Here is an 18514-nt window from a genome sequence, read left to right on the forward strand (position 1 = left end):
ACGAGGCGGCCGTTGCACCACTGTTCCTCCAGGTCCACTGGCGCGGCAATCAACCCGCGCTCGCCGGCGGTCTCCAGATCCGGCCACAACGGCGCAAGGCTGCGCAGGTGGCGGGCATCCGCCAGCGACTCCTTCACCACCAAACCCCCTCCGCAAACGCGCCGCACGCGGTACCGTTGCCCGTGCTGTAACTCCACCCCCACACCGTTCACCGAGCCGTTTCGAAGGGTGCAGTAGGAATCACCAAGGCGTAATTCCTCTTCCATTGCTTGCCAACCACCCCCTTCCCGGCCCTGCTCAAGGCCTCGTTCTCAAGACCGTGGTGGGCTCCCGCTCACCTGCTCGTTCTGCCGCGGAGGCCTCCCGGCCGCGCAGCGCCGCGTTGCGATCATCGCTCCAGCGCGTCGAGGCCTATCATATGATGGATCAGAGGCAAGGGGCTATGGATGGCACGGGGGTTCCAGCCCGTTCAGCACCAGCACTCAGCCGTTTATCGCCGAGCGCAAGGCATCGGGCACACCGGCTACGGCCTCGTGCATCACCGCCTCGACGGCGTCGGCGAGTTGGTGCATCTGCGCCGCTGAGTGGGTGTGATCGACGAGGAACATCAGACTGGTCTCCCCCAGGTCCCGGGCCACTGGCAGGCGCTTTTTCGGGCGATAGCCGGTGCCATCAAAGGCCCTCTCCAGGTACACCTCGCTGCAACCGCCATGCAGGCACGTCCCACCCCGGGCCTGGATGGCCTGGACAATCCTATTGCGGTCCCAACCCGGGCGCAGCCGCTCGGGGCACACGTAGGCATAGAACTTGTAGTAAGCGTGGCCCGCCTCCTCGGGCGGTAACGGAACACGCAGGCCGGGTAACCAGGACAACCGTTCCGCCAGGATTTGCGCATTCTCCCGACGCCGCGCCAGCCACTCGGGCAGCTCGCCCAACTGCACCCGGCCGATGGCGGCCTGCATCTCCGTCAATCGCCAGTTGGTGCCAATCGACTCGTGCAACCAGCGAAACCCTGGCCGGTGCTCCAGGTTATGGACGGCATCCCAGCTCTTGCCGTGATCCTTATAGCTCCACGCCCGGCGCCAGGCGGCCTTGGCGTGGAATAGCACCATACCCCCTTCGCCGCCGGTGCTCATGATCTTATCCGTACAAAACGAGAACGCCGCTGCATCCCCCTGACTGCCAACCGGGCGGCCCCGCCACGTAGCACCATGCGCCTGCGCGCAGTCCTCGATGAGTACAAGCCCCTTCTCATCGGCGAGCGCGCGCAGCGCATCCATGTCGCACGGCCATCCCGCCATATGCACGGCCACAATGGCGCGCGTGTGCGGCGTGAGCGCCTCACGCGCCGTCTGCGCTGTGATCGTCCCGGTGTCCGGATCCACATCGGCAAAAACCGGTCGTGCCCCTCGCACGATAATACTCGACGCCGAGGCGAGAAATGTCCGCGAAGGCACCACCACGTCATCACCAGGACCAACGCCCAAGGCATGCAGCGCAAGCTCCAGCGCCACCGTCCCATTCGCCACCGCCACCCCATAAGGGGCGTGGTGAAACGCGGCGAACTCACGTTCGAAGGCGCGCCCCTCTTCGCCGTTCCAGTAGTTCACGCGTCCGGCTGCCAGCACTTGCTGGACGGCTTGAATTTCATCCGGGGAATATCTGGGCCAGCTGCTCATGGTTCTCCGCCGTATTTGGTCCCTGAATCGTCTTGCGGGCCAGCCCTGTCAAGCGAGCCGACACCGGTTTAGCGCCTCCAAGTCTGGATTCAGGTGCCGCCACATACTGCCGATTGGATCCCACTTTCGAGTCTTACTGCCCGCCGTCGCGATCGCCCCTGGTGGACCGCAACAACCCGGCATTGCTCGCGCGTAACCAGCGCCGCCGCCACGGTATGCGGTGGTGCGGTCGCGTGCCCCGCAGCTGGAAATCCGGTCGCTGACGCAGTCCTTTGGATGGTCACGAAGCGACCCGCAGGAGGCGGTGCCGACGCCTTGGGTGGCGTCGGTGCGCTTTACACCGGCTTTTCGTGTACCGACGGACGGGGTGCTGAAGGCGGCTCCCATGCACCAGCCCCACTGACAGCCTTCCGGGACCCGCTTGGGCGGGTTGAATGGCTCTGCAACGCGCCTTGGCGCACGCATTGACGGCAAGAAGCGTGGCGCGCCACGCAGCCGATATCAGGCAGAACAAACGGATAACTTGCAGCGCGGCACGCACCTTGCAGTCGAGCAACTAGGTGACACCGGATGGTCCACGCGCTCGTTAAGGAGTTAGACGAAATGCGCCAACGTCGATCTGTCGGCTTGTGCTCCCCGCAGCGCAGGGGTTTTTGGCCCGCAAGGCTCGGTTACATCGCTTTGCTGCTTGCGCTGCTCTGGTCCGCCACGCTCGACGCCCTGACACTCGACAACGTGCGAGCGCGGGGCGACGTGATCATGGGGACCTACTATGACTACGCGCTCCTTCCAGACACATTGGGCCGAGAGCAGCAAGTCCAAGTCATGCGGGCGGTCCTGGGTGTCGAGGTAGACATCTCGCCGCGTTGGCAATTTCTTGGGGAGTACAATTTCGCGAATACCGAGATTTACCGGGACGACGACAACCGGGCACGGCACGACTGGTACCGCAACCTCGGCGTAGACACCGTCTACTATGGGAACAGCCAGCTTCGCGAAGCCTACTTTGCCGTGGACATCCCCTCGGGTGCGGTTCCCGGTCAATGGCGCTCGCAGATCGGGCGTCAGTTCACACTCGTAGGCTTTCACCCTGACGAGCTACCCTACTGGAGCCGCATCGACGCACCGCACTCGCAGTTCCTGTCCAATGGCTTGTTTACCGGCATCCGCTTATCCGGGCGTTTCGGTGGCTTTCAATCCGATGCCTTTTATTTCATGGGGCAGGATCACCCTGACCGCAGCTACAACTACTACGGAATCGAAACTGACCCGCAGATCAAGACCAACGCCTCCCCGGGCGGCGCGTTGCGCCTGATGTCGGATCACCGATGGGCAGAGAGTGTTCAGCTGAAAACCCACGTCTCGGCCCATGTGGACAAAATTGGCTCCGCCACGGGCTCTTTGCAACGGGGTAAGCACAATGACTATCGATTTGGGGCGGGCGCGCGGCTAACGCTGCCAACACCGCGCTGGACACCACTCACTTCTATTACGCTGGACGTCCAGGCAAGACGCTTTCGCACCGGGTTGACCAGCGATGGCGAGCAGGGCGAGGCGGACCTTGAGGACGCATACAACATCTACCGCAACGGCTACTACGGGAGCGTTATCAGCCGGCGCTACAACTGGAGCCTTCGAGTAACCCATGAGCAATTGGACCGTGCGGACAGTCAGGTCTTCGGCATGGTCGCGGAACTCGACCCGTCCCACCCGTCGATGGACACGGTCGAGAGAAGCCTGATTGTCGATCTTGGCTATGCCCTTACGGACGGCCTTGACTGGCACCTGGTCTACCGGCAACTGGACAACCCGTTCCCGGAAATCTCGGGCATAGGCGAGTACAGGGGTAAGCACCGCGGCGAGGACAAGTGGCTGTCCTATATCCGCTGGCGCTTCTGACGCCTGTTGCCGCATTCGCCTCCAGTGCTTACTCACGCGCATGAAAGCCCCTGTCACCGATGTGGCTCCACCCGAGACAACGCGCCCGTCACACTCAAGGCCGGGGGCGGTTTTCTTCGGGGTACGGCGAGTGTTCCCCGCCACCGATGCCGCGGCGGTAGCCGAGCAGCACCCTTGGCTCGATGTCATTCCCTGATCGACCGTTCTTGTCCAGCCAGGCGACCCCGGCGGAGACCGTGGCCTCGCCACCCCAAAGCGGACGACCACGCTCGGCCTCGACGTCCACGAGGTAAGTCCGGCGGTTGGCAATCCGGTTGCCGCCCCAGGGCGCACGGAAATCCGGATTATCGGAGCGGTTGAGATCACCCAGGCGCAGCAGGGCGGTCCAGCGACGCTGCGCCGGGGAGGTGAACATCCAGCCGAGGGTGAGCAGTCGGCTGTCGCCATCGGTGGGATGACCGATCGGGCGATCCTTGTAGCGATACCCCGTGCGGTAGGAGTTGCTTTCGTATACCACGTTCAGCCGGGCCCTGTTCTCGTAGAAGCGCGACGTGGTCTCGGAATACTCGACGAACGCGCGGTATCCCCCGCCCGAGGCGCTGCGCCCCCAGCTTTCAAGCCCAAGCAGCCCGAAGTAGTTCGAGGGCAGCATCCCCGCCTCGTCCTCGCCAATCATGTGCGCGTAGGCCGCCCAAGGAATGGAATGCCCCGGGAAGGACAGGCGCGCGTCGAAACCGGCCAGCTGGTTCGCGGAGACATCACGATCCGGTTCGTTCGTATTCCCGGTGAGGACATCCCAGAAAGTGGTCGGCGTGCGCGGCGAACCCGGTCCGCCCCAAAGCGCGGCCCGGCTCGCACCGATTTCAAGCCGAGGAATCGGCTGAATCACTGCGCGCGCTGCGATCAGGTTCGCGCGCGGGCGCATGCGCTCACTCTCCAGTTGCCCGGCAATGGCCTGGAATGTCCAGGGGCCCAGCCACTTCAGGATCGGCACATCGAAGGGTCGCGGGTCGGCCCGCTGAACAGCCACGCCCGGCACCGGCCGCGCAGCGTTGCCCATGATCGGGCTGCCGGACCAGCCCGGCCCCCACCATCGGGTCATGAGACCCGCCGAAGCAAGCCAGTTGCCAAGCCGAACAGCGGCAAAGGACCCATCGGCGCGCAAGGTCTCGCCATCTACCGGCTCTTCCACCCACTGGCCGCTCGCGCGGAACGCGAAACGATCCCCGCTGTATCCAGCGGCGAGATCCACCTGGCTCCCCTGGGGATTGGCCCGGTCGAACCAGGCAAGCTGGGCCGGCGGCTCGGCCTTCCCAGCAGCCGCGCTGGCGGCAATGTTCCCGCTCCAACCCTGAGTTGCATGCAACGCCTGGTACAGCCGCCGCCAGGCATCCGCCTCTTGCGCACTCAGCACCGCAGGCGGGACGGCCCGGTCTGCAATCCGGGCCAATGCATACCGCGGCAGCGGCCACGTCCCGAGCGGTCCTTTGACCACGCCGCCATCTACCAGGAGCTGCACATCATGGCGCAGCCCGACATCGTTCATGGGCAACCAGTGCGCGGCCACGGGACTGCTGCCAAGCAGTGAAGCAACCAACCCGACACGGAAAAGGACGGCCGTTGCTCGCCAGCTGCGGCCTACACGGAACGCGTATTTCAGTCGCCTCAACACAATCGGTCATCCCTGCAGACTCAAGCAGGGCGCCGTGGGCACTCCCCGCCGGCGCGTGCATCACCGCCTCGAGGGCGCCAGTTCGTTCATCTTGTCCTTTGAGCGCGCCGGAATCCGTGATGAACATCAAACTGCCATCGCCAAGCTCCCGGGCCCCCGGCAGCCACTCACCACGGCGATGGCGGGTTGCGCCAACGCGGTTCAGGTGGCCGGAGCGCAGCCGCGCGCTCCACCGCCATCAGCCCATGTTCTCGACGCGCCGAGGGCATCGATTCACGGATCCATTCGGTAATTGGAGCGCATTCCTCGGGGGTCACAGCTTCAGCGGTGCCCTTCCCTGAGTGCGGGAGCAAAACCAGATTCACGCGGTCTGCCGAAGCACCGTAACCGCTCCACCAATCGCACTCAGCCGAGGGGCTGTGGACCCCCGATCCATGGCAGCAGATTGATGACGTCCCCATCGCTCTCGGCTGCAGACAGGTTCGTTACGCATCAAGCAGGTACGTACAGGGCTCAATGCCGTTACCCTTGGCGTTCGATGAGGCTGGAGCTCGGCGAGGACACCCGACACACCCCGCGCCCTGCTACCGAGAACTCTCACAATGCAGGACCTAGCCGATTCACCCTTGTACAGCGCTCTGTGTGTGTCGAGAGCTTTCTTATGAGGGGGTCGGAGGAAGGGGTTGTCGATGCCCAGCCCAGGGAGGTTCCACCGGCGCTGATCGCAGGGTGTCATTAGCGCAAGCGTAATGCACCGTCAAACACACCCGCGCCGGAGGCGCACCACCAGGCGAGGTCCCGCGCCGGAGGCGCACCACCAGGCGAGGTGCAACGTCAGATGCTGCCGCCATGGCCCGCGTCCAGGAAGATGACCACCGGCACAACGCGCGTGGTCTCGGACAGTTGCGCCAAATCCAGGCGGTAATGCGCCAGGCTGTGGATGTCGAACCGCCGCGCGGCACTCTCCTCTTCGAGCACGAACAATAGCGCCTCCCGACGCCCGTCCGGCCGCTCCACCCGCAGCGGCACGTCGCGTTCGCGGGAGCGCTCGCCCAGGCGCTCCTGGAGCTGCTCCTGGCGCAGCGGTGTGATCCGAGCGCTGGCATCAATGGCGGCGGCCTCGCCGGCGGCGAACAACGCCAGCGCCTGCCGCGGGTAGTCGAGGTTCAGGTTCATGAAGTTCTGGTCGTGACTCATGCGCGGAACCGCCGCATCGACAAACGGCACGCGCAACGCGTTGGCACACGTCTTCTCGAGCACCTTAGGCGCCCCATACTGTCGACCCACCCATTATCAAGTAGCGATTCCCCGCAGTTCACCGGACCATGGCTGCTTTCGCTCCGCTGAATGACTCCACCCGGCCGGTTGATCCGTACGCGAAATCAGCGCAACGTGTCGCCGGCACCGACCATCGCTCCATGCCGTCGCGAATGACCGCTGCCCATCGCAAAGCTGAGCGGCGGCCTTGGAGCGCAGCAGCAAGTCCGCCCGGCGCAGGCCCGATCGCAGGGCCGGAGCGAACTTGATCGATTTGTTGCGACCTATCCTTATTGTTGTCGTGGCTGCGCCCGACTTTGTTTGTTGGACGGCGGTAGATTGGGCCGCAATTCCCGGTGTGTGTTTGGATCCATGGATAGACTTAATCGACCGGCGTCGAAAGAGACCTCTCGGCGATGACCAAAGTGGGGTCATCCGGATTGTTCCGAATATTGAATCCCAGCAGCACCGCCAAATTGATCATGGCCCGGTTGTCCCGGGCAATGGCACCGTAAACCCGTTCATAACCGGCATCGGCTGCGGCCTGCAGGGCCATGCGCAGGGCCGCCTGAGCAAGCCCAAGGCGGCGGACCTCGGGGCGCAGTGAAACGGAGAATTCGCAATTCTTGCCGCTGGCGTCACCGGTAATGCGCGCGCCGCCGAGGATCTCACTAGTCAGCTCGTCCTGCCCCTCCAGCACCAGACAGAAGTCGCTTTCCAAATCCGGGGTGCAGAACGCCAGCGCCGACGCTTCGCTCATTTCGGGCATGGCGTGTAGCATCCGGAACCAGCGGTCCTGCGGTGACAGCGCCTCGTAGCCGCGGATCAGAGAGGGGGCGTCACTCGCCTTGATGGTCCTCAGAATGTAGCGTCGGCCATTCCTTGCCTGGACCTCTTGGGGGCGGAGGTGTGGTGAGGAGGGTGCAGTCATCTGGAATCCCTATTATTTCAGCCCACATCGTGCTTTTCTGGCGTTGCACCGGCCCGTTAGCAAAGCCGGAAATGTGATCGTGTCTGCCTCAGTATATCGGGCTCCTGCACGGCCACGTCAAAAACCCGCCCAAATCCCCTCCACGGCGCTAGCCCCTCCGCCCGCAGGTTGATCAGCCACGCGTCATCAGACAGGGCCTCCGGCTGGTCGCCAATTACCGCCGGCTCGCCCCAACCCCAATTGGTGAACCGGGGCATCAGCGCATCGTCCCTGCGTAGAGGCTGGTGTCTGGCGCCCCGCACGTGGACAGAAACGACGGACAAGCTGCTTGCCTTCGTGCGCGAGCGCGGCTACCGGGTGGAATGGATTCTGGAGACGCACGCCCACCCGCCGACCGGCCCCACGGACCGGTCGGCGGGGATTTTCGAGATCCTGGAGCACCCCGGCGGCACTGCGGGGTCACGACCGTCACTCCAGGAGGCGCTCCAGATCGACCCGCCGTCGGACCGGGAACGCATCGGCGGCGCCGTCGAGTCGAGCGTATAGCCGCTCAGAGCGCGCCGCCGAGCTCGTCGATGACCAGGTCGCCCATTTCCTCGTTGGCCTTTCGAATTGGATGCAGAAACGGTGCGCGTTGACAGAACATCAGTGCAGCGTGGCTGGCGGCCTCGGCTGACCAATCCGTGGCGAACCAATCCAGGCCCGCAGCGATATCCTCCAGTGTGAGTACGGTGATGGCCTCCGCACAGTCCGTGTAGCGCTGCTCCAGCACGCTGTCGTACGTTTGCAGCGCAGGATCCACGCAGCTCAGCTCCCAATTGAGGCTGTTGGGCGCGTACGCGGCGGCCGATGGATCGAACATAACGAGTGGCAGGAAACGAATCTGACCGCGGCCGGGCAAGTCACCGGAAAGGGCCGCAATCGAGCCTGGCAGCACCTGATTCGACCGCTCCTGAAACAGCCCGGAGCGCTCAGTGATGTCGTCGACAGCGGATGCTTCACGCCCTCACGAATCCAAGGCATGCGTCGCCACGCCCAGGAACGCGGCCGCGTCGAACAGGGTATCGTCCAGGGTCAACAAACGGGCCGCGTTCGCCTCGGCACACGCCAGATGCAGGGCATCCAGTGTCCGCAGGCCGGTGCGCCGCATAAGCAACCAGTGCGTCGCCCGTTCATATTGCGCGCGCGTCATGGCCACCGCCTGGAATCGCCCCTCGGAGACGTCTTCGTAAAAGGTGGATTCCACCCGGTTGGCCTGTGATTCCGTCAACTCCGCCATGCGTACCCAGCGCGCCAGCGCGGAGGCAAATTCCACCCGCGTCAGGTCACTGATCAGCACTGGCCGCGTCTGGGCCAGCAGCAGCGACTCGATCGCCGCACTGGCCGGCTCCGTCCGGTAATACGGCAAAAGCGCGTTGGTATCGGCATAGAGCATCAAAAGCCCTCGGCTTCCCGAAGCTGTCGGATCGCCGTTCCGGCCGATTCCCGCATGGGCGGCAGTCCGTCGCGCAGCGACGCCCGCGACCGGAATGCCACCTCACCGGAGGGCGGGCCCACTAGCCGCGCTGCCGGTCTGCCCCGGCGCAGGATCAACACCTCCTCGCCCGCCTGCACCGGTTCCAGAAGCTGGGAGATCCGCTCTCGCGCCTCGCGCACACTGACCTCGTCCATGAGTACACTCCGCCTCTACATGTACAAAAATTGTGTACACAAAAGCCGGCGCGTTCAATCGCAGTCATTGAGTTCCGCGGAGCGAATCCATGCCCAGTCGTCCCGGAATCGCCGCCAGGCGATATCCGGCACTGCACTGCTGGGCTTCCCCGGCGGTAATCGTCCCCACCGGCAAATACCAGTTGGCGGTTGCGCCCTCGCTGCACCACATGGTGCGCCACATGCGCCAACACGACCCTCGCCCTCCTTGGCATCTCGAGCCTCTCTGGTCAAACCGAAAATAAATCTGTCCCCTTTTTCGGTCCCATGACACCCGAGGCTGCGAGACCAGCAGCGGGGCAACGGTGGCGGCTGGACAGAGGGGCAGGATCACGGGAAAAAACGGACCCGCGAGCCCGCAGTCGGGGTGGATTCGGGCGTCGGGATGCCATTCAGAGGCCTTTGGCAAGTCTGAACGACTGCCCAGAGTCGGTGTCCACGGGAAGCAAGGAGCGACTGCCGCCGAAGAAAAAGGCGGTTTGTATTTCATATACGCCCCGCTATTGCATCAATATCGACAAAAGCCGGCGTCACTGACAGCGAGAGGATCAACACTTGCGCTGGCACCGGCGCATTGGCTACGCAGAGAAATGTCTCCGGCGCGAGCAAGCGCGCGCTATTAACGGCTACAGGATTTAGCATGATCGCTTTGTATTCGAATCCGCGCACCTACCGCTGGCTATGGCTTCTGGCTATGACCTTTATCGTAATAGGTTCTCTAATTCCCTTGAGCATTCCCGATGAGGCCCTCGTTCCAGGCGATAAGCTTCAGCATATTGCAGCCTATGCCTTGCTGGGTCTGCTGGCGATGCTTGCCTTCTCGTCCCTGCCCCTGGCGGCTATAGCGGCGGTTGCGATGGTCGGTTTGGGGGTCGCGATCGAAGTCGTTCAATACTTTTTGCCATGGCGTCAGTTCGAATGGCTGGATATGGCCGCCAATGCCCTTGGCGTGGCTTTGGGTATGACCATGGCTGCATTCGCGCGCACTCGATTGCTCAGAAGCACTTAACAAAAGGAACAAAAGGGGACAGATTTATTTTCCACGATCTGTCCTGGCCGCGGGGCGCCCGCGGCCCCGCGACTCTATGCGTCGGCCCAGGATGTTCTCGACCTCGTCCACAAAACGTCGGTCGCCGGTTAGTTGGCCGCGCTGGAGTGCATCGCGTAGAAGTGCCAACTCCTTCTCGGGAACGCCCTGTTCGACGAAGCTGCGATACCGCTCGCGGCGTTCTGCATCATTCGCCCCCAACTCCACATAGCAGGGGTCCAGATCAATCCAGGTGCCGGACTCACGGCCCAGCCGCTGACGGTAGCTCGACCACGGGTAGTCGCCAGGATCCGGCACCATGCGCGCTCGCACCGGGTTTAGTTCGATGTAGCGACAGCAGGCGAGCAGGTGGCTGTCGGACTGCACAGGGCTCGACTTGTAGCGCCCCTCCCACAGCGTGCCGGTACGACGTTCCAGTCGATTCCGGTCGCGCGTCGCTCGTGCGGCCACCGCCTTCATCAATCGCCCCATACTCGCCACGTCATCCCCGGGGCCAAGCAGGAGGTGGACATGGTTCGTCATCAGGCAATACGCATAGACCCGCACATCAAACGCACTACTGAACTCCTGGATATCCTCCAGATACCGCCGGTAATCGTCCTCACCAGCAAACACCACTTGGCGGTTGTGCCCTCGCTGCACCACATGGTGCGCCACATGCGCCAACACGACCCTCGCCCTCCTTGGCATGTCGACCCTCCCTGGTCAATTCGAAAATAAATCTGTCCCCTTTCTGGGTCCCCTTTCTGCTTGTCCCCTTTCTGCTCTTTCTGCTGGTCCCCTTTCTGCTGATAATGGCTGCGTTCGTTCCGCTGAACGACCTCACCCGGCCGGTTGAACCGTAGTCCGGATCAGCGCAAGGGGGGCCGGCACCGGCCATTGCTCGGCGCGTTGCCAATGGCTGCTCTCTTTCCACTCCCTCAGCGACAAAGCTCACCGGCCGTGGCCGACCTGGGACCCTATGCTACCCTTCCGGTCATGAAGCTACCGGGAGGGGACAACGCAATAGTCGAGCGGGAGAAGCTCGCTGGGTACTGCTTGGACCCTGCCCATCCGAGGGTAAAGCATAAGGCGCGAGTTTTCGCCACAGTCCTCGGCTTTACCGCACAGCACGCCGACGAGCTCCGGGCAGCGCTCATCAAAGCCGCAGCGACCGCGGACGCCGAACCAGCCCAGAATGACCACTTCGGCTCTCGCTATGTTATTGATTTAGCTGTCACAGGGCCGAAGGCGACGGCGACCTTGCAGGGGACGGCGACCTTGCGAAGTACCTGGATAATACGGCACAGTGAATCTGTGCCTCGCCTCACTACTTGCTACGTGAAGTAGAGGATGCCATGCAGCGCGAACCCCGCCTATTGGACGTGGTAGCCCTTCTCTCCGATATCCCGGAGCACGGCCTTGTGCGCGGGCAGGTGGGCACCGTGGTGGAGATCCTCTCGGGCGCATACGAGGTCGAATTCTCCGACGACGAGGGAAGAACTTACGCAGAACTGGCGCTCAAGCCGGATCAGCTTCTAGTGCTGCACCATCGCCCGCAGCACGCTGCCTAGGCTTCCTTCCCACCACTCGGGCGCCGCTCGGCGAGGCCGCTCATCCTGCGTCTTTTTTTGTCGCCGAACGCCTCGCCTCAGCAGGGTGATGAAATCTTAAGCGGGCTGTGGTCGCTAGGGGAGCCGGATAGAGGGCCAGCGCGAAAGCGGTGGAAGTGCCACCGGACCCTAACGTGACTGGGGCAGCGTCTTCTGCGGTAACGCTGAATTTGATGGGACAGAAGTCAGCAGACGGCACAGTAGCCAAACGCTCCTGCTCGGCTTCCGGGTGGAACTCATACTTCATTGCCTCAGGCGAGCACGCAACCGTTCAAAGACCACCTCTCCCGGCACGGCTTCTACCTTTCCCTCCTCAAGCTCCCGGTACCGCCGCTGCGACTCCTCCAGCCACGCCTTCTCGACATCCGGATCCGCTGGACCGTCCAATTCGGCGACCAGCGTTCGATGCAACTCCTCCTTCTCTGGCCAACTAAGCTGTTGACTTTGCTCGTATATCTCCGACTCCGGACGTGCCATTGCTGCGCCTCCGTTACGTCCGCTCCTCACAGTTTACCGCCACGCCAATCTGGCCGCTAACGCTGGGCTGAGGCGCCGGGCAAGCCGCGCAGCGGGTTGGCCGGTCGCTGTCCAGCGCGTGGTTAGCGATCTTGCACACGCGACTGCCAGTAATTCGGCTGACGGGCGTGATGCGCGAGTGCGAACACAGTAACGCCGTCCGCGTAATCCGCCGTGCCGCCCGCGTCCCGGTCATCACCGGTTTCGCATGGAACTGACGCACCAGCGCCGGCCGCCAGGTGCGGAACACGGCGCACATGCGCCGGAAGGCGTGGATATCCGAACCCAAGGCCAGGCCCCGCCACGATCGAGCACGACCGGCGCCAGATGGGCCCCCAGTGTCGTCAGGTGCCGGCTCTCGTTATCGTCGGCCGTGGCCAACACCACGGTCCAGCCGCCCGCGAGGAAGCGGCGGATCAGGGTTTCACGGGAACTGGTGAGTGCATAGCCGCGGTTGGCGTGGCGGCGAAGAGAATGGTTTGTTTCACGCGCGGACTTGCTCTTACTGCCACACGCTGGTGAATCGTGCGCCTCCGGCGCAGGCTGTTTAACGGCGGATTACGCTGCGCTAATCCTCCCTACGGGCCGCGCAGCCATGCCATGGCACCGCGGCCGAGCGGAGGGCGTAGGGTGCCATTAGCGACAGCGTAATGCACCGTTAAACAAACCGCTCCAAAGGCGCACAACCAAGCGAGGTGTATAGGCACACGCAGCGGCAACAAACCGCCGAAGACATAACAAAAAACGCTCCGGCCAAGGGACAAAGGCGCCGCTCTCACTGATTCAGAAAGAAAGGGGACAGATTTATTTTCACGAAAATTAATCTGTCCCCTTTTTAGAACAGGCGATAGATGCGATTCCACAGGTACCGTCCGCCGTAGTACGGCAGGTCCGCCTTGGGCACGAAGTGGGCCCTTTACGCGAGGTAGGGACTATCGAGCGCCGCCCTCCAGCTCGCGTTGGTAGAGATGGAGTGTGCGGTTATGGAGCAGGCCTCGCTCGTCAAAAACTTCAGTCAGTGCGCGAAATATTCTCCAACAAGCGCTTGCCATGAACGATTGCGATCACGACAAGAGCGGCGTTGCGCGATACGGTCTGGTTCACGGAAGCGACGCGCGACCCGGGCATCGCCCTCGCCCACGAACTGGTGCACATATTGATGGGCAGCGGAGAGCATGTCGAGGAGCCCGGCAACCTGATTCGCGCCGAAACTTCGCCCGAGAACACGGAACTAACGACGGACCAGTGCGAGGACATTGTCCCCCTGGGCAACGACAACGAATTATTCGCGCCGAGCGCGGAGTAGCAAATCCCGAAGAACAGCGCTTGCTCCGCTGGGTGTGCCCCGGCTCGGCACAGGTCGATGGAACCTGCCGGGAAGCTGCCGCTGGTAACCGGGAAGCGCTTCGCTCGGAACCCGGTCCCCCCGGTGTGCGTATGTCCCAGTGAGCAGCAAGTCAGAACTGCATGCTCGATGAACCGGTGTTTCTCACCCGGGGTAACTTCGAAATCTGTAAGGGTAAGGTCGTTATGCAACGGATAGGACAACTCACTCTCACCGCTCTTATCGCACTGATCTTTGCGCTTGGTGGGGTCGTGCATGCCGGGAGTGCCCAGGATGACACTGATGAGGGCGCTGCCGGGATTGAAGCGGAGCCTGGTGTGCAAGCTGGAGAAGAGGCTGCCGAGGATAGCGAGGAAAAAGCGGAACGCCGCAAGACGGGCGAACCGGTTGACCGTCAACAGGAAGCGCAGCCGGGCGTGCAAGCGGGCGAAGAACCCAAAGAAGGCGCCGAGGAATCGGAAGAGCACCAGTGAGAGGCGATTCTCACATGTGATTTCTGCACGTGGGAGGCGACCGTCCCCAAGGTGGTCTCCCTCGTCGACGCCACGGAACGGCGGAAACGAGCCCAGTGGATACGAGAGGCATCGTCATGGCGATATCCGACAAGCACGTCCTGATACTCGCAGCCGACTTCTTCGAGGATGCCGAATTGCTCTACCCGCTTTGGCGGCTCCAGGAGGCGGAGGTAAAGACTACGCTGGCCGGCCTGCAGGAAGAGCCGGTCACGGGCAAGAAGGGCCATGGCCCCGTCAAGGTCGACACGACCGTGAACGAGGTGAGTGCGGACCAGATCAACCTGCTGGTGATTCCCGGCGGCTTCGCGCCCGACAAGCTGCGCCAGTCCGAGGCCGTGTTGGCCCTGGTACGCGAGATGGACACTGCGGGCAAGCCGATCGCCTTCATCTGCCACGCAGGCTGGGTCCCGATCTCCGCCGGCATCATCGCGGGTCGTTGCGCCACCAGCGTGGCCGCGATCAGGGACGACATGATCAACGCGGGCTGCGACTGGAGTGATGAACCGACTGTGGTCGACCGCAACCTAATTTCCGCACGCCACCCGGGCGACCTCGGCCCGTGGCTCAAGGCCATCCTGGCCGCGCTGGAGGACTGACCGACCGGACGCGGCGCGCGCACAATGCTGCCACTCTGGCGCAAGGATTACCGTCGCCAAGCCGCACGCGACGAGCCCTGCGTCTGATCCCAACACTGTCTATCCCATGAAGCACGTGTACGACGTGCTCCAGGAAGCCAAGCGGAACTATCGGCGGAACTTGTCTATCCTCGAATTCGGCACTCCGAGCCCAACCGGCGCTGCCCCCGCTGCACTCCCCACCAAGATAGGCATCATCGGCACGCACGTCGCCACGCAAGGCTCGTGTGCGCTCGCGCTGGCGCTCTGTCTCGGCACAGGCCTCTCCGCGCCTGACCATCTCCAGGACGTAGAGGTGATACTGAATATCCTCATAGCTGCTGTCGTCCGGAAGGTTCGGGAGAAGCTCCTGGACTTCCTGCTTGGCCGTCTGCATGGATCGCACCTCGGGTCGCCCGTGCTTGTCCAGGCAGCGAGACAGCGTGTCGCTGTGCGCCACCGCCAGATCCTCGCCCAGCACATCGCCCATCGCACTGCGCCCAAACCACTGCCGGTGCAAGCGCCACTTACTGCCGGGGTCGATCAGCCGACTTGAGTGCCCACCAGCAACTCGCGGGCACGACACACCGTGACATCCGCAGAGATCTTTTCAGGAGTACTTATCAGGATCGGGCCCGTCCAACAAACGGGTCAGATTGTGGTTCGCTCCGCTCACACAATCGACCCTTATTCGTCAGGATTCTCCCCCAATTTAGCACGCTGAGATGGAATCGAGCGCCTGACGAACTAAAGGCGTTGGATCAGTCTCCGGCGCCGTCCAATCTGCAACGCTGGGGTGGCTAGCGACGATTACAAAGATGCCTTGGTTGTTCGCCAGGGTCACCGAGCGCCAGCGTCGATCGTTCTTCTCCACAAACTCCGCTACTTGCCGCGTTGCGCCGACGCGCCGCGCAACCCAATTGCCGGCCGTCTTGCCAAAACAGAGAATGACTTTGGTTCCGAGCTGGCTGATGACAAACTTGTGGAAAGGCCACGCTTGTTCCGCAAGCGCAGAGATATCACGGCCAAAAGTGCTTTCGCGCGTGGAGCGCACGAAAACCATATTACTCGATGGCACGAGGCCAGGGTTTATTCCAATCGCCCGCAGCAAATGCAAAACCCGTGGCTGAAGCCCACATAACCCTGGTGGCATGCCCCGCCATGATTCGTCCCTATACTCAGACCATTCCGATGGAACCTTCTCCAGGACATTGCGCGTATGCCACTCCACCGTTTCATCGGCCTGGGAATCCGGTGAGCCACCAGGGTTGAAGCCTAGAATGTACAAAGGGTTCGGAGACGCGAAAGCCGCGCGGCCCGAGTAAAAAACCGAACCCGATTCTGAAAAAACAGACTTCGGAACTAGCTCAACCAACCGCTCTAACATTCGAGATCCTCTCTAAAGCCAAGGCTGTGCGGTGGCGCGAAGCGCCATCCGAACCAGCCGTTTGTTAGGCGGCATTAATCTCGACGAACTCAAAGTCCGACTGGGGTTCCGGCACGTCCTCGCCATGCTCTCTGAGGCCCTCCAGATGAAACTCGATCGGTTCCCGGATGAGAGCGACCACCTCTTCACGAGTTTCTCCAGCCGCGACACAACCAGGAAGGTCGGGGACATGAGCGCCCCAGCCTTCCTCACCCTTCTCGATCACCACCATGTACCGCACAGCAACACCTCACTTAAGACCTGCTTGCTTCAGCACGCTATTCAGCGTACCCGGAGGCATGTCGACCGTCGGCTTCCCGGCCACTTCACCGTCCCAGGTTTCGAGGCATGCCTGAACTGGCGGTGGCTCCCACGCTGCCTCGCAAGCTTCCACCCGTCCCTCTCCAGCGTCTTGATAACATCCCGTACCTTCACGCTACTCCCGGTGATCTGGCGAACCGGCTAACTCTTTTATTATGGGATCTGCTGCATGCGATTGGCGAAGTCCTTTCCTGACGTGGCCGGGGGCAGTGGTCTGCCGTCTTGGCGATAGAGGTCAATTGCCTCCTCGACGATGCGGCAGAGTTCCGCAAAGACCTTCTGCTCATCGTGGCCATGGCATCCTCCGTAGACCAGGCCTGGTGCGCTACCGACATAGCACTGATCTTCGTCAGACCACTCAACGATCTTTACATAGTGAGCGCTTTCGTTCATGACTTGGACTCCTCCAAGGCCCGTTCCACTGCCCGGATCTGATAGTGCTTCGCTGCTGCGTCTTGTTGGGCGCCGCCCGTGCGTGATGCTCACCCAAGAGCAAGGACCGCCAGTTCCTCCTGCTGCCAGAAGGATCGTACGTCATCGCGGTGGACCCGCAGCAGCTGAACTACATCCTGGGTCGTGCAGTTTCCAAGGCGAATCCAGATCACCTTCGGAGGAGGCCCGTGCAACACCGCAAAGCCGTGGAAGTCTTCGTCTTTGGTCACGAGCACAAAGCCTTCAGCGGCCGCTCGCTCCCAGATCACCCGATCGCTGGCCCCGCCAAGGCCGAGTGCTACGACGTGCGTGGAATCTGGATAGATATCCGCCAGTGTAGGCGCCAGTCTGGCTGCAAGATTCTCGTCAAAAAGGAGCCTCACCGGACAGTGCTCCAATCCGCAGGCGGGCCCATCTTATCTCGCCGCGCTTGTGTGGCCTGTTCGGCGCTCGCGGTCAGCAGCAAAGGACAAGCACGCGCGGACATCTTCACGAGTAAGTTGCGGAAAATCCGTGAGAATCTGCTCTTCTGTCATTCCGCCCGCAAGGTACGAAAGCACATCACTCACAGAGATGCGCGTACCCCGGACAGTAGGCCTACCGAAGCGGATCTGCGGGTCAATGATGATGTGGTCGCGGTACTCCATATCTGAACGCTACGCTCCCGCCACATCACGGTCAAGATATGCCCTCAGCCTCTCGCCGTAAGGCGCCCAACGCCAGCGATCAACCGCGCGAAGTACGAGCGTCGGTTGGAGCGCCTTGCTGGGCATGATTGGGGATATGCACCGCCTCAGCATGCAGTTTCAAGCCCAGCGCTGCCACGACCTTTAGGATTGTGTCGAACCCTGGGGTTCGCTCCCCAGAAAGCGCTTTGTATAGGCTTTCACGTGACACGCCTGCATCACGTGCTACTTGCGACATACCTTTCGCACGAGCAATATCACCAAGAGCCTTTGCTATGAACGCCGCGTCACCATCTGCCTCCTCAAGACATGCTTCCAGATATGCCGCCATTTCTTCAGGCGTACGTAGATGCTCAGCGACATCGTAACGGGAGGTAACTGTCTTTTTCATGGGTAATCCTACAGATTACGGGCAAGGCGTAGAGCGGTCTTTATGTCTCTTGACTGAATGCTTTTGTCGCCACCAGCCAACAGGATCACCAACTCACGCCCTTGCTGTTTGTAGTACACCCGGTAACCGGGGCCATAATTGATTCGCAACTCAGAGACGCCTTCACCTACGGGTTCGACGTCTCCCGGATTCCCTGCTGCCAAGCGCTCAACTCTCGCCAACACTCGGGCACGTGCACGGATATCACGCAGCCCATCGAGCCACTTGGCATAAACCTCCGTTTTGCGAATTTCCATCATGGCCGGAGTGTAGCCTCCTGGCTACACTCCGTCAATCGCCGTAAGCTGCCCAACGAATTAGTTGGACGAAGCCGCTTCGCGGAGAACATGCCCCCGATAAAATGTAGCCTCACGCCCTTCCCTCGAAGGGGATGCTCCACCACGATCCGTGAGGCTACTGCACCATGAAACCCGACACCGA

At 62.2% G+C, this 18514-nt stretch carries 25 protein-coding genes and 2 pseudogenes; 9 read left to right on the forward strand and 18 right to left on the reverse strand.

Going from position 1 to position 18514, the window contains the following annotated elements; translation table 11 throughout:
• The coding region (locus tag QZT63_RS04555) for a hypothetical protein (RefSeq protein ID WP_290648979.1) at positions 1 to 266 on the reverse strand (266 nt) is incomplete at its 3' end.
• A gap of 216 nt (positions 267 to 482) precedes the next feature.
• Complete coding sequence (locus tag QZT63_RS04560) at positions 483 to 1679, reverse strand: DegT/DnrJ/EryC1/StrS aminotransferase family protein (RefSeq protein WP_290648980.1); 1197 nt, start codon at positions 1677 to 1679, stop codon at positions 483 to 485.
• Between the two features lie 603 nt (positions 1680 to 2282).
• Between QZT63_RS04560 and QZT63_RS04565 the strand changes: the two genes are divergently transcribed.
• The gene (locus tag QZT63_RS04565) at positions 2283 to 3578 is read left to right on the forward strand and encodes a hypothetical protein (protein WP_290648982.1); all 1296 of its coding nucleotides are present in this window, start codon (positions 2283 to 2285) and stop codon (positions 3576 to 3578) included.
• A 94-nt stretch (positions 3579 to 3672) separates the two neighbouring features.
• Here QZT63_RS04565 and QZT63_RS04570 read toward each other — a convergent pair whose 3' ends face one another.
• From QZT63_RS04570 to QZT63_RS04580, 3 genes and pseudogenes are all read right to left on the reverse strand, one after another.
• Positions 3673 to 5124, reverse strand: coding sequence for a capsule assembly Wzi family protein (locus QZT63_RS04570; protein ID WP_290648984.1), 1452 nt, complete (start codon positions 5122 to 5124; stop codon positions 3673 to 3675).
• A gap of 987 nt (positions 5125 to 6111) precedes the next feature.
• Positions 6112 to 6447 (reverse strand): annotated as a pseudogene (locus tag QZT63_RS04575) (hypothetical protein); the annotation flags it as partial.
• 442 nt (positions 6448 to 6889) lie between these two features.
• Complete coding sequence (locus tag QZT63_RS04580) at positions 6890 to 7438, reverse strand: GNAT family N-acetyltransferase (RefSeq protein ID WP_290648986.1); 549 nt, start codon at positions 7436 to 7438, stop codon at positions 6890 to 6892.
• Positions 7439 to 7774: 336 nt separating this feature from the next.
• Between QZT63_RS04580 and QZT63_RS04585 the strand changes: the two genes are divergently transcribed.
• Entirely contained in the window at positions 7775 to 7984 is a 210-nt protein-coding gene (locus QZT63_RS04585) for a hypothetical protein (RefSeq protein ID WP_290648987.1), read from the forward strand.
• Positions 7985 to 7988: 4 nt separating this feature from the next.
• Here the strand turns inward: QZT63_RS04585 and QZT63_RS04590 are convergent, their stop codons facing one another.
• The 3 genes from QZT63_RS04590 to QZT63_RS04600 form a co-directional block, all read right to left on the reverse strand.
• Positions 7989 to 8240 carry a hypothetical protein gene (locus QZT63_RS04590; RefSeq protein WP_290648988.1) on the reverse strand — a complete coding sequence of 84 codons (252 nt, stop codon included), beginning with the start codon at positions 8238 to 8240 and terminating at the stop codon, positions 7989 to 7991.
• A gap of 204 nt (positions 8241 to 8444) precedes the next feature.
• The gene (locus tag QZT63_RS04595) at positions 8445 to 8873 is read right to left on the reverse strand and encodes a type II toxin-antitoxin system VapC family toxin (RefSeq protein WP_290648990.1); all 429 of its coding nucleotides are present in this window, start codon (positions 8871 to 8873) and stop codon (positions 8445 to 8447) included.
• Positions 8873 to 9109, reverse strand: coding sequence for a type II toxin-antitoxin system prevent-host-death family antitoxin (locus QZT63_RS04600; RefSeq protein WP_290648992.1), 237 nt, complete (start codon positions 9107 to 9109; stop codon positions 8873 to 8875). The genes QZT63_RS04595 and QZT63_RS04600 overlap by 1 nt, the downstream gene beginning before the upstream one ends.
• Positions 9110 to 9788: 679 nt before the next feature.
• On the opposite strand from QZT63_RS04600, the gene QZT63_RS04605 reads away from it, so the two are divergent.
• Positions 9789 to 10157: a VanZ family protein gene (locus QZT63_RS04605; protein ID WP_290648994.1), complete on the forward strand. Its 369-nt coding sequence runs from the start codon at positions 9789 to 9791 to the stop codon at positions 10155 to 10157.
• Positions 10158 to 10181: 24 nt separating this feature from the next.
• On the opposite strand, the gene QZT63_RS04610 is transcribed toward QZT63_RS04605, so the two are convergent.
• Positions 10182 to 10886, reverse strand: a complete 705-nt coding sequence (locus tag QZT63_RS04610) for a transposase (protein WP_290648996.1) — start codon at positions 10884 to 10886, stop codon at positions 10182 to 10184.
• Positions 10887 to 11174: 288 nt separating this feature from the next.
• Here QZT63_RS04610 and QZT63_RS19975 point away from each other — a divergent pair, with 288 nt between their 5' ends.
• Both QZT63_RS19975 and QZT63_RS04615 read left to right on the forward strand, forming a co-directional pair.
• Positions 11175 to 11525 (forward strand): DUF6883 domain-containing protein, encoded by a 351-nt coding sequence (locus QZT63_RS19975; protein WP_366635931.1) that lies wholly within the window; start codon positions 11175 to 11177, stop codon positions 11523 to 11525.
• 8 nt (positions 11526 to 11533) lie between these two features.
• Positions 11534 to 11749, forward strand: coding sequence for a DUF4926 domain-containing protein (locus tag QZT63_RS04615; RefSeq protein WP_290648998.1), 216 nt, complete (start codon positions 11534 to 11536; stop codon positions 11747 to 11749).
• 282 nt (positions 11750 to 12031) lie between these two features.
• Here the strand turns inward: QZT63_RS04615 and QZT63_RS04620 are convergent, their stop codons facing one another.
• Positions 12032 to 12265: an addiction module protein gene (locus QZT63_RS04620; RefSeq protein ID WP_290649000.1), complete on the reverse strand. Its 234-nt coding sequence runs from the start codon at positions 12263 to 12265 to the stop codon at positions 12032 to 12034.
• 1120 nt (positions 12266 to 13385) lie between these two features.
• Here QZT63_RS04620 and QZT63_RS04625 point away from each other — a divergent pair.
• The 4 genes from QZT63_RS04625 to QZT63_RS04640 all read left to right on the forward strand — a co-directional run bounded on the left by QZT63_RS04625 (position 13386) and on the right by QZT63_RS04640 (position 15334).
• Complete coding sequence (locus tag QZT63_RS04625) at positions 13386 to 13610, forward strand: hypothetical protein (RefSeq protein ID WP_290649001.1); 225 nt, start codon at positions 13386 to 13388, stop codon at positions 13608 to 13610.
• Between the two features lie 161 nt (positions 13611 to 13771).
• Positions 13772 to 14122 carry a hypothetical protein gene (locus QZT63_RS04630; protein ID WP_290649003.1) on the forward strand — a complete coding sequence of 117 codons (351 nt, stop codon included), beginning with the start codon at positions 13772 to 13774 and terminating at the stop codon, positions 14120 to 14122.
• 116 nt (positions 14123 to 14238) lie between these two features.
• Entirely contained in the window at positions 14239 to 14760 is a 522-nt protein-coding gene (locus QZT63_RS04635; RefSeq protein WP_290649004.1) for a type 1 glutamine amidotransferase domain-containing protein, read from the forward strand.
• 106 nt (positions 14761 to 14866) lie between these two features.
• The gene (locus tag QZT63_RS04640; RefSeq protein WP_290649006.1) at positions 14867 to 15334 is read left to right on the forward strand and encodes a hypothetical protein; all 468 of its coding nucleotides are present in this window, start codon (positions 14867 to 14869) and stop codon (positions 15332 to 15334) included.
• Between the two features lie 156 nt (positions 15335 to 15490).
• On the opposite strand, the gene QZT63_RS04645 is transcribed toward QZT63_RS04640, so the two are convergent.
• From QZT63_RS04645 to QZT63_RS04680, 8 genes and pseudogenes are all read right to left on the reverse strand, one after another.
• A complete protein-coding gene (locus QZT63_RS04645; protein WP_290649007.1) occupies positions 15491 to 16165 on the reverse strand; it encodes a hypothetical protein in 675 nt (224 codons plus the stop codon).
• Between the two features lie 64 nt (positions 16166 to 16229).
• The gene (locus QZT63_RS04650; RefSeq protein ID WP_290649008.1) at positions 16230 to 16445 is read right to left on the reverse strand and encodes a type II toxin-antitoxin system HicB family antitoxin; all 216 of its coding nucleotides are present in this window, start codon (positions 16443 to 16445) and stop codon (positions 16230 to 16232) included.
• Between the two features lie 9 nt (positions 16446 to 16454).
• Positions 16455 to 16639, reverse strand: a pseudogene (locus QZT63_RS04655) (type II toxin-antitoxin system HicA family toxin).
• Between the two features lie 39 nt (positions 16640 to 16678).
• Positions 16679 to 16918, reverse strand: coding sequence for a hypothetical protein (locus QZT63_RS04660; protein WP_290649010.1), 240 nt, complete (start codon positions 16916 to 16918; stop codon positions 16679 to 16681).
• 89 nt (positions 16919 to 17007) lie between these two features.
• Positions 17008 to 17340 (reverse strand): DUF5615 family PIN-like protein, encoded by a 333-nt coding sequence (locus QZT63_RS04665; RefSeq protein WP_290649012.1) that lies wholly within the window; start codon positions 17338 to 17340, stop codon positions 17008 to 17010.
• Between the two features lie 33 nt (positions 17341 to 17373).
• Entirely contained in the window at positions 17374 to 17604 is a 231-nt protein-coding gene (locus QZT63_RS04670) for a DUF433 domain-containing protein (protein ID WP_290649014.1), read from the reverse strand.
• A gap of 79 nt (positions 17605 to 17683) precedes the next feature.
• Entirely contained in the window at positions 17684 to 18034 is a 351-nt protein-coding gene (locus QZT63_RS04675; protein WP_290649016.1) for an addiction module antidote protein, read from the reverse strand.
• Between the two features lie 8 nt (positions 18035 to 18042).
• The gene (locus QZT63_RS04680; protein WP_290649018.1) at positions 18043 to 18333 is read right to left on the reverse strand and encodes a type II toxin-antitoxin system RelE/ParE family toxin; all 291 of its coding nucleotides are present in this window, start codon (positions 18331 to 18333) and stop codon (positions 18043 to 18045) included.
• Between the last annotated feature and the right edge of the window lie 181 nt (positions 18334 to 18514).

The sequence above is a fragment of the Aquisalimonas sp. genome (genome assembly GCF_007120195.1).
Classification (GTDB): domain Bacteria; phylum Pseudomonadota; class Gammaproteobacteria; order Nitrococcales; family Aquisalimonadaceae; genus Aquisalimonas.